10 protein-coding genes and 3 pseudogenes are annotated in these 10923 nt (G+C 30.2%); 12 read left to right on the plus strand and 1 reads right to left on the minus strand.

Going from position 1 to position 10923, the window contains the following annotated elements:
* Positions 1-612 precede the first annotated feature (612 nt).
* From FS802_RS30460 to FS802_RS30500, 11 genes and pseudogenes are all read left to right on the plus strand, one after another.
* Positions 613-1881, plus strand: coding sequence for a helix-turn-helix domain-containing protein (locus tag FS802_RS30460; protein ID WP_098655272.1), 1269 nt, complete (start codon positions 613-615; stop codon positions 1879-1881).
* Positions 1882-2153: 272 nt separating this feature from the next.
* The gene (locus FS802_RS31295) at positions 2154-2321 is read left to right on the plus strand and encodes a hypothetical protein (protein WP_165502251.1); all 168 of its coding nucleotides are present in this window, start codon (positions 2154-2156) and stop codon (positions 2319-2321) included.
* A gap of 347 nt (positions 2322-2668) precedes the next feature.
* On the plus strand, positions 2669-3301 hold the full coding sequence (locus FS802_RS30465; RefSeq protein WP_002160126.1) for a hypothetical protein: 633 nt from the start codon (positions 2669-2671) through the stop codon (positions 3299-3301).
* Positions 3302-3445: 144 nt separating this feature from the next.
* Positions 3446-3571 (plus strand): annotated as a pseudogene (locus FS802_RS31355) (class II lanthipeptide, LchA2/BrtA2 family); the annotation flags it as partial.
* Between the two features lie 37 nt (positions 3572-3608).
* Entirely contained in the window at positions 3609-4535 is a 927-nt protein-coding gene (locus FS802_RS30470) for an ABC transporter ATP-binding protein (RefSeq protein WP_002160127.1), read from the plus strand.
* The gene (locus tag FS802_RS30475) at positions 4532-5275 is read left to right on the plus strand and encodes an ABC transporter permease (protein ID WP_098708223.1); all 744 of its coding nucleotides are present in this window, start codon (positions 4532-4534) and stop codon (positions 5273-5275) included. Before FS802_RS30470 ends, FS802_RS30475 begins: the two co-directional genes overlap by 4 nt.
* Positions 5276-5290: 15 nt before the next feature.
* Positions 5291-6028, plus strand: a complete 738-nt coding sequence (locus tag FS802_RS30480) for an ABC transporter permease (RefSeq protein WP_097906123.1) — start codon at positions 5291-5293, stop codon at positions 6026-6028.
* 147 nt (positions 6029-6175) lie between these two features.
* Complete coding sequence (locus FS802_RS30485) at positions 6176-6472, plus strand: transposase (RefSeq protein WP_097906427.1); 297 nt, start codon at positions 6176-6178, stop codon at positions 6470-6472.
* 53 nt (positions 6473-6525) lie between these two features.
* Entirely contained in the window at positions 6526-6843 is a 318-nt protein-coding gene (locus FS802_RS31975; RefSeq protein WP_353753966.1) for an IS3 family transposase, read from the plus strand.
* The gene (locus tag FS802_RS30495; RefSeq protein WP_098655275.1) at positions 6840-7361 is read left to right on the plus strand and encodes an IS3 family transposase; all 522 of its coding nucleotides are present in this window, start codon (positions 6840-6842) and stop codon (positions 7359-7361) included. Before FS802_RS31975 ends, FS802_RS30495 begins: the two co-directional genes overlap by 4 nt.
* A 40-nt stretch (positions 7362-7401) precedes the next feature.
* Positions 7402-7770: pseudogene (locus FS802_RS30500) on the plus strand (DDE-type integrase/transposase/recombinase); the annotation flags it as partial.
* Between the two features lie 163 nt (positions 7771-7933).
* Here FS802_RS30500 and FS802_RS30505 read toward each other — a convergent pair.
* Positions 7934-8209: a hypothetical protein gene (locus tag FS802_RS30505; protein ID WP_071719813.1), complete on the minus strand. Its 276-nt coding sequence runs from the start codon at positions 8207-8209 to the stop codon at positions 7934-7936.
* A gap of 322 nt (positions 8210-8531) precedes the next feature.
* On the opposite strand from FS802_RS30505, the pseudogene FS802_RS30510 reads away from it, so the two are divergent.
* Positions 8532-10160 (plus strand): annotated as a pseudogene (locus FS802_RS30510) (peptide ABC transporter substrate-binding protein).
* Positions 10161-10923: the final 763 nt, after the last annotated feature.

Below are 10923 nucleotides of genomic sequence, written 5' to 3' on the forward strand. Positions count from 1 at the left end.
GACTAACAGCATAAAGTACAATTCTGCTAGAAATATATGCGCTATATTCTCTTTTATTTTATCTTTGCACCAGAACCCTTTTAACTAATCGAATTTCTATATCTATAATGTACGTTTTAATTTATGTTAATAACAATTAGTAAAATTTGATTAAAAAAATTGCGGATTTTTAATAGTTTTTTCTGTAGTGTTTTACATGTTTGGGTATTTGAGAAAATTTTTACAACATATAAAGTCTTGTAAGTAATCATCGTTTTTAGACAGAGGGCTTTTATCTCAAAAGTTTGAAGGTATAAAAGATGCATTTTTTTAAGCGTGATTATTATTAAATTGGTATAATATAGAAATGTAAGAGGGGGAAAGGGACAGTCAATAGTATAAAATAATTGTTAAACATTTCAGTTGCATTGAAACAAGTATTGATAAATAAAGTAATTAGTTACAGTTGTATTGTATTAAACTTGTTTTTCATATTTGGATTGATATGTATAGGGGAATATACAATATTATTTCCCTGTTTAAAATCAAATAATGTATCTATTGTGGTAATTCATACATATAATATTACTCAAAAATAATTCAATTAAGTTATTAGAAGAAGGGATTGGAAATATGAATATTGGTGAACGTATTCGACAAATCCGTATACATAAAGAATTTACGCAAGGGGAATTAGTATCAGAAATATGCTCTATAACGTATTTAAGCAGAATTGAAAATGGACAAATTAAACCTTCTGTTTCTTTTTTAGAAAAGGTCGCTAAAAAGATGGAAGTTGATTACAATTTTCTTGTAGATGCAGATTATGGGGATATAGAACCTATGCTCCTTGGAATATGTAATAAGTATAAAAATGATAAAATTATAAGTGAAAAAGATTTATCTTCTTTAGAACTGTATGTTCGTGATATAGACTCTATTCTTTTATTATTAAAGGCTTATGGTGTTTTAATATACTATCATTCCCGAAATAATAACTTAGTATATGTAGAAGCAATTGTAAATCAGGCTGTGCAAGTTATTCCAAATCAAATAGACCTCCAGTATACTGAAGATTATATATATTATTTAATGGCTCGAGGTTATTATTTTTATAATAAACAAGATTATATGGCTGCACATGAAATCTACGTGAAGATAGAGAGTTTACTTGATCTAGAAGAAACTACTCAACACGCCAGTGTATATTATAATCTGTGTCTTGTAAATAAAGCGCTGTATAAAGATAAAAGCATTAGTCGTTTGTATGCGCAGAAAGCTTACAAAATATTTTTGAGATTTAATATAAAGAATAAAGTAATAGATACTTTGTTAATGCTCGCAATACTGTATGATTTAGATGGATTATATGACAGGGCTCTTGAATGCTTACAGCAGGCAGAAAGTAGGTTGGAAGATAAAGGAGATTCTATGTATTCGCCTATAATCTCGTATAATTATGGGAAAATTTATCAAGGTTTAAAAGACTATACTAATGCTATTAAGTACTATGAAGAATGTTTGCAATTAAGTGAGTTTCTCGAACAAAAACATCAAAAGGTATACGCATTACGAAGCTTAATAGAGATTCATTTAGAATTTAAAGATTGGAAAACTGTTAATAAATTTATGGATGAAGCGTTTGATTTATTATCAATTTTTGATGTACCTTACGCTAATGTTCAACTATATGGATTGAAGGGGCAAATATCTAAATTAAGAGGAGATGATTATGGATATGAAAAACAGATGCAAAAAGCAATTGAAATTGGTTTAGAAAAGAAACAATATCCTTTAGTAAGTGAACTGGCTCATGAACTAGGAGACTATTTTTTTGATAATCGCGCTTATAAAATGTCAGCAAAATATCTAAAAATATCAATTGAAAATTCGACGAATTAAAACAAACTAAAAATACATAGATAGAGGGAGATTAATCAAGGATCTTGGTAATGATATCCGCAATATCCCCTCTATGTGATTCTGCAGTAATAGTAGGTATTGGATTAATATAATTTAACATAAGATAAATCACAAATAAAATTGGTTAAATAGGTAACTTGTTTTTATAAAAAAAAGGAATTATAAATCAAAATTTTTTACTAATTCCGTGTAACAAAGGACATCCATTAGTATTTAAATTAACAAAGCAACTACTACTGGAGGTTGGAATTATGAAAATCAAAAAAATTTATGTCATTCTTACTACGGCTATTATGTTATCCGGTATTTCTTTATTTGAAAATATAACTAGTACAGATACTACACAAAATGTAGCTGCAGAAACTAGTATAGAAGACATCTCAACTTTCTACGCTGATATTCAACCAGGTGCTGATTAATTAATCCCCCCATATTCAAGATTTTCCTTCAAATACATACCCTTATTAAATAATCCATAGATAAAAAACAGGCGGAAAGTAAGTTCCACCTGTTTTTTTTATTATATTAACTTTGCTTTAAACGAAACTAAGTAGTTAATTTTATTTTCAACGATAGCAATATTTTTATTTGTACAAGGTTAAATCCTATAGAAACTTTCCTGAATTACAAAACATGTAAAATAATATAGAAAAAAACAACAATAATTTTAAATATTTTTAACTGAATTTTACTAATTGTTATTAACATAAATTATCACGTATATTTTAGGTACAGAAAGTTAGACAGCAAGGAGGTGGTTAATCTGATGCTAGAGACAAAAAGTTCTATAGATATGATAAACAATATAAATTATCATTTGGATCTTGGTGGGAAAAATAATCAACGTTTAAAAAACTTTTCAAATGAACAAGACGTATTGCCATATCATGTTTACAAACAGCAATTGAATAAACAAGCATCCCAAAAAGAATCGATTAGTCTAGCTCAACCATTTATTCATATTAATACCTTAGCACAAATTCTATATGAAGCATTTCACAATCAAATATTTACAGCTTTGGCACCTATTCTATTTGTTTTTCAACCGAATATTGTAACTGGTATATCTACCCCAGGTGCTTATGCAATAGATTTTTATAATGATTATTTTATTCATTTAAAAGACATCAATGTTCAAGAATTTAAGGCTGGAATAGGTGAAGAAAAAGGACCTATAGCTATTGGATATATGATAAACCAAAGCGAAAGCATTCAGCATTCAAAAGAATTTATGTATCCAAAGTTACAGGACCAAACTACAGAGTGTATGTTAGCCTTACAAAAGCAATTGCAGATACATGGAGAGTTAGAAGAGCAAATTCAGCTATCATTTGATTTCAAGAAAATAATGATGCCTTTAATCGTCTTACAATGGATTAAACAGACAGCTTTATATTAAAGGAATAAAAAAGGTTGGTGATGTTGGAGATAGAAGGCAACATAAATTACCTTCTATAACATCTAAACCTGTCACCAATCTTTGTTAATGAAATTTGAAGTACTCTAATATTTGTTTTCTGAACATTCTAAAAAGATGGTTACTATGTCTAAAAATGAAAAATTAGCTAAATTACGTAATCAAGAATTTGATACAAAAAAATTAATTGGTGCAATCGATGAAGATGAATTGAAAAAAATAGCGGGTGCCGGAGATGTGCCTCCAGAGTCGTGTAATTGATTTAAAATTCTAACGTCAGGTGGTTGATATGATGAATAATCAAGTTTTAAACATTAAAGGTTTGCATAAAAAATATAAAGACAAACATGTTTTAAAAGGGATTGATTTAACTATAAAAAAGGGTGAAATATTTGGATTATTAGGCCCGAATGGCGCTGGTAAATCTACATTTTTTAAAATCATTTTAGGATTGATAGAGGCTGATGAGGGAACTGTAGAAGTATTGGGAATGGATATACAAAAGAATAGAATAGAAATCTTATCTAAAACAGGTTCATTAATTGAAGCTCCAACCTTTTACGAGCATTTATCCGGATACGAAAACTTGTTAATTGCTTCTAAAATGAAAAATGTTCATGATAAAGAACATATAAAAGAACTTTTGAATTTATTTAAACTATATGAGGATCGAAATCGTGCTTTTAAAAAATATTCTCTTGGTATGAAACAACGTTTAGGATTAGCTGCTGCTTTCATAAATAACCCTGAATTATTAATATTAGATGAACCTACTAATGGCTTAGATCCACAGGGAGTTTATGAAGTGAAAGAATTAATAAAAAAAGCTCCAAAAATGTTTAATTCTACCATAATCCTTTCAAGTCATATTTTAAGTGAAGTGGAACAAATGGCTGATCATATCGGGATTATTCATCATGGAGAAATAAAGTACCAAGGTTTATTATCTTCTTTACAAAATAAACAATCATTAAATATTGTTGAAATTAGTGTTAATAATATGACTCTTACTGATAAATTACTTGAACAATCCAATTATACATTCAATGTAAATAATAACATCTTTAGTATTGAATATAACGATGAAAAATCACTGAATGATATTCAACAACTATTAGTAACGAATCAGATTTTTATTCAATCTTTCCAAACCAAAAAGCAAAATTTAGAGGAAGCATATTTAGATATTGTTGAACAAGGTGCTGTAAGTGTATGAGAAATGTATTAGCCACTGAGTATATAAAATATAGAAAAAGTCATTTTTGGTTTTTGGTTATCTTAGGACCTATTATATTTGCATTAGGTGAATTTGCTGGACTAAATTACTATAGTAATTCTCATACTATTAAATTAGAAACTATATTCGGTATAAATTTGCAACTTTTAAAATACATCTTAAACTTTTTTATGGTGTTTATTATAGCTAGTGTAAACAATGTCGAATATAAAAATTCTACGTGGAAAAGAACATTTACGTATCCAGTACAGAAATTTAGTGTGTATGTAAATAAATTCCTTGTTGTTATGGTTGCTCTTATTATTACAACTGTAATACATATGATTTGTACAGTATTGTTACTTCCATGTTTAGGTATTTCTTTAGATATGGTTTCCATGCAGCATGTGTTTGTTTTTACGTTATATCCATTTCTTATTAGCATCCCATTTTGCGCTTTGGCGTTCATTATATCCATTAATGTATCGAATCAATCAGTGATCGTTGCACTAGCTCTAGCTTCGTATCTTTTCGGCGATATATTAAGCTCAACTAAGCTTTGGTGGTTTCCTATTTCATATCAAATCTTATATTTTCCAATCAATTATGTGAATAATCTAGATGTTTTTAATACGTTATGGTCATACGATAAATGGTACATGCTAGCAGGAATTCCTATTACTATTCTTATTTTAGGAATTGGATACATCTTATTTATTAAAATGGATAATAAAAACTAACAAAGGAGATCTCAAATGATAAATTTAATTTATTCCGATTGGATAAAAATAAGAAAACACCCACAACAAATTACATTTTTCATCTTAGCACTTTGTCCGATTATATATTCAATGATTATGTATACTAAATTCGTGGTAGGAGAGTATAATCACGGTTTGGATAATTCATGGATGGGCGTATGGATGTTTATATCTTTTTTCTATGTTGGTTTTTTTCTCCCTGTCATTTCAGGGATGGTAACAGCCTTCTTGTGTCAGTTTGAAAACAAAACCAATTGGAAAATAATGCATCTATCTCCAAATACTAATTTTAAAATTGTTTTATCTAAATTTGTATCTAGTGTGTTATTATTTTCTGCAATACACTTAATAGTTTTAATGAGCTTGTATGTATCAGGAATGTATTTTGATTTTACAGATCCATTTCCTTTAGAATTTATGATTAAAGTATTTTTAATTTCTGTTGTTGCGACATTTCCTCTTATAATAGTGCAACTCCTATTATTCTTATTTATAAAAACATCTATCACTTTTACATTTGTTAATATAATCCTATCTTTAATCGGCTTATTTCTTTTTTCAGAAGCAAAATGGGGATTTGGATATTTATGGTCTTTACCATTCAAGTCTATAGAATTAGTTGATCAAGATATATTATCTATTGCTATATTATTGGTATCAATAGTTGCATTTACCATAGGTATGATTTTAATTACAGTACGTTATGTAAAATCATTGAGAAAGACAGTATAGAAAGAGAAATCGCCCTTAGAGGGGCCTGATAGTATCACAGTTAGGTAAACAACAAAAAAAGAGTCCATCTGATATGACATGATCCCCTTATAGTAGACAGGAAAAAGAAAGCACATTAACCATGTTTACTATGGAGGGGATTTTTCTATGGGAAAAATTAGAGTCACTTACGATGTAGAATTTAAGAAAAAAGCTATAGATTTATACTTAAAAGAAGGCATGAGCTATAAAACTGTTGCGAAAGAATTAGGTATTCATCACTCGGTTGTAAGTCGTTGGGTAAAACACTTTGAAGCTGAAGGTATCAAAGGATTAGAAGAAAAACGTGGTAAAGCGAAAGGACCAGGTTTAGGTAGACCAAGGGTTAGACCTGAAGATCCAGAAGCTAAGATTAAACGATTAGAAGCGGAAAATGAAATGTTAAAAAAGCTCTTAGGGATGTAAAAGGAGGCATGCAAGCTATATCCAAAACGAGAAAGTTTGAAGTGATATTTGAGATGTTAGAAAAGGGGTATACGGTTACCCTATTATGCACCATTGCTGGTATAACTAGAAGTGGGTATTACAAGTGGATAAAGCGGCACTTAGTGCCTTCTGAAAAACAACTAGAGGACACTAAAATCAAGAAAAAGATATTGGAGTGTCATAAAAAACTAAGAGGGATTTATGGATATAGAAGAGTGCAAGTGTGGCTGAAAGTCACATATAACCTTCATTTGAATCATAAGCGCATACAAAGATTGATGAATGAATTAGGTATCAAAGCCGTAATTAGGAAAAAGAGACCTTATTATGGAAAAAAGAGGCATATGTGATTTCAGATAACCATCTAAATAGGGACTTTCAAGCCTCAAAACCAAATGAGAAATGGGTAACGGATATAACCTATTTGATTTTCAATGGACAACGCTTGTACTTATCAGCTATTAAGGATTTGTACAATAATGAAATTATTGCCTATGAAACCAGTCGTAGAAACGATTTAAAGCTTGTGTTAGATACACTTAAAAAGGCAAAGAAAAAACGAAATGTAAAGGGAATCCTCCTACATAGTGATCAAGGATCTCAGTATACATCTCGTCAATATAATCAATTACTTACAAAATATCAGATGAAGGCAAGTATGTCTCGAAGAGGCAACTGTTGGGATAATGCTTGTATGGAAAACTTCTTCAGTCACTTTAAGGCAGAGTTTTTTCATTTAACCTCCTTCCGTAAAGCGGATGAGGTTAAAATTGCCGTGCGCAAATATATATATTTTTATAATCATCAAAGATTTCAAAAGAAATTAAATAACCTGAGTCCATATAAATATAGAACTCAGGTTGCTTAGTTGCGCTTTTTAAATACTGTCTACTTGACAGGGGTCACTGCAGACTGCAAAGCACTTTTTCAAGAAAGCTTTGCGGTCTTTTCATGTTTCGCAGTCTCGTGTTATGACAGTCGATAATAATCCAGCTTATCCTATAGTAATTGAACAGTTGAAAAAAGAGAAAAGCATACCTGATGGTATGCAACTTAGACAACAAAAATACTTGAATAACATAGTAGAACAAGATCATCGCTTTATAAAGAAGCTAATCCGTTCTATGCTAGGGTTCAAATGTTTTGACACAGCTACATCCATTCTTTCTGGAGTAGAAGCTATGCATATGATTAAAAAAGAACAGATTGATTTACGGGACCAGTCTGTCCAAAACCAGAAAAAATTCATCCATCAATTGTTTGGACTGGTAGCATAAGATACGATTCCGTTAGGAATATATGCGCTTTATTCTCTTTTATTTTATTTTTGTACCAGAACCCTCAAAACTCCATAACACGAGTTGAATTGAGAATCAAATTACATCTAATTTGATTCATAACAGATTGGCGTCATAAACTACCGAATAAAAACACAGGGTTTTATCTCTGTGTTTCTTCAAATTTTCGTTTTTGAATATATGCTTGAGCATGAATAATTTCTTCCTGAAGTTCTTTTAATTCTTTCATAGATTCTGATTCAATAGTCATGTAAGTAGTAACTAAACTAATCATCATATCCATCTTCTCTACTATATTTTGAATGACCTGTTCAGATTGCTCTTTTTTAGGGTGTTGTATTGCTTTTAATACATCTTCCATATAATTGTTCTTTCTTTGCTGGATATCATAAATAAACTGTTTTGTGTTTGAGTTCAGTTGTTTTTCCTCCGTTTTAGATATATTTCTATTCTATCATATTTAAATAGAAAATATTGGATGCCCCTAAATTTACACCAGTCTCATACATTTTCTCAATTATACAAACTAATTCCTTAACGTACAGGGAATTAATCGAAACGTTTCAATTTTGTGTCTAAACGTACATTATCAAGACCTAAATTTATAAATGCTTAAAATAAAAAAATTGGCTGTTGTCCCAAACGAAAAAGTATTTAATGGAATTTCAATAATTTGGTATAATATTTCTGGTATAATGTATATCTAATTATAAAATTTATTGGATTTTGGGAGAAAATTTATGAAACAGAAAAAGATTAGTTTACTAGTATTTACAATTATCATTTCCTTAATTTTTTCAGCTTGTAGTAATAAAACTAATAAAACTGAAACTGGAAGTCAAAAACAGGTATTAAACTTAACGATACCGGAAGAAATTCCGTCACTAGATACGGCAAAAGCGATGGATGGTACCTCATCACATATTATGCAAAATATATTTGAAGGATTATATGTACTGGATAATAAAGATAATCCTATTCCTGGTGTAGCAAAGTCATTTGAGAGAAGTAAGGATGGGAAAAAATATACATTTCATTTGAGAAAAGATGCTAAATGGTCAAATGGTGAAATGGTAACTGCACATGATTTTGCTTTTGCTTGGAAACGGACATTAAGTCCTGAAACAGCATCTCAATATGCATACATGTTATTTTATATAAAAAATGCCAAAGAAATAAACAAAGGTGTAGTTGGTGCAGATCAGTTAGGAGTAAAAGCAATAGATGATTATACGCTAGAAGTGGAATTGGAACAGCCTGTTCCATATTTATTGCAATTATTAGCACTACCTATTTATTTACCTCAGCATGAATCGTTTGTGAAAGAAAAAGGAAGTAGTTATGCTTTAGAACCGGAGAATCTTATATATAATGGGCCATTTGTGTTAGAAAAGTGGAAGCATGGACAAGAATTTCAATTGAAGAAAAATAATAGATATTGGGATAAGAAACAAGTAAAGCTAGAGGCAATAGATTTTAATATTGTAAAAGATACAATGACGGCAATAAATTTATATGAATCGGGTAGTATTGATCGTGCTCCAATTACTGCAAAACATTTTGAGCAATATAAGGACAACAAAGAATTACATATGAAAAAAGAAGCTGGAATAGCTATGTTACGTTTTAATGAAAAGAACACTACATTAGCAAATAAAAAAATCAGACAATCTATTTCTTTAGCACTAAATAAAGAGGAGATAGTAAATCATTTTGGCAGTACTGGAGCAACACCTGCAGAAGGTCTTATACCAGCAGGATATACGAATGAAGCAACTCAAAAAGATTTTCGAAAGGAAAATGGTTCTCTTGTTTTGTATGATTTACAAAAGGCTAAACAAACTTGGGAAGATGCCAAAAAAGAACTTGGTATAGAAAGTGTCACACTTGAGCTTCTAACATTTGAGCAAGATAATGAAAGAATTATAGCAGAGTATATAAAAGGAGAACTTGAAAAACATTTACAGGGTTTAACAATACAGATCAAGCAACAGCCATTTAAACAAAAATTGCAGCTTGAACAAACAGGGCAGTATGAAATCTCTATGGTAGGTTGGGCACCTGATTATAAAGATCCAATTAGTTTTTTAGAATTATTTACGACAGATAATCCAAATAATAAAATGAAGTATTCAAATTCGAGTTATGATGATCTTATAAGTAAAGCTAAAAATGAAGTTGTATTAGATTAACAGAAGAGATGGGATTATTTACTAGAAGCAGAGAGAGTGTTGTTAGCAGATGCTGCTGTTGCTCCCCTTTATTATACTGGTAAAGCATATGTGCAAAAGGATTATGTAAAAGGAATTGAAAAGCATCAATTTGGTGGTGCTTATACTTACAAAAATGCATTTTTGATTCAAAAATAAAGAGCTTAAAATTGAAAAGAGTTGAGTACTTGATACAAAAAGTATTCAACTTTTTTTTACTTTTCACAAAAAATTCCCCAACCAATAGAAGAAACGATTCCTCTATAAGCTCAATAGATTATAGTTGAAAAAAGAAAGCCTATGACCTGTTTTTACACGTATCTCGGCTGTACCCCATGCCCATCAACTTAATAGGGGGACGGAAACGATTCTGGGTATGAGGGGACAATCTGGGGTTTAATTACAAATCAAAAAAGAAATTTATTCGAGTTCTTTTAATCTATGATACAGGGCGGCCTGACTCACACTTGTAATTCGGCATATTTCTTTCATTGTTTTAGTGGTGTGCTGCCGTAATTCAATCGCATGATTCATACCTGGGTGTTTATCCGTGTATTTCTTCAATCTTCCTCTATACACACCTTTTGGTTCTGGTGCAAAAAATCTATAAAACTTGGGTTACAAAAAAATCACCAGGTAGTTTCCAAATTAGTCAGCATACTTCCGACCGAAAAAATGATGAAATTGGATATATTTTAGACAGTGATGAAGATGTGAAGAATTCTAAGTTGTTAATTCTACAATTTACACGTTCATAATGTGTAAACAATAGTTTTTACAATTAATAATTTAGTCCCATCTATAAAGAAGATGCTATTTCTCTCAAAAGAGGTGGCATCTATTTTGGTTCTGGTGCAAAGATAAAATAAAAGAGAATATAGCGCATATATTTCTAGCAGAATTGTACTTTATGCTGTTAGTC

The sequence above is a fragment of the Bacillus sp. DE0042 genome (assembly GCF_007680225.1).
In the GTDB taxonomy this organism is placed as follows: Bacteria; Bacillota; Bacilli; order Bacillales; family Bacillaceae_G; genus Bacillus_A; species Bacillus_A wiedmannii.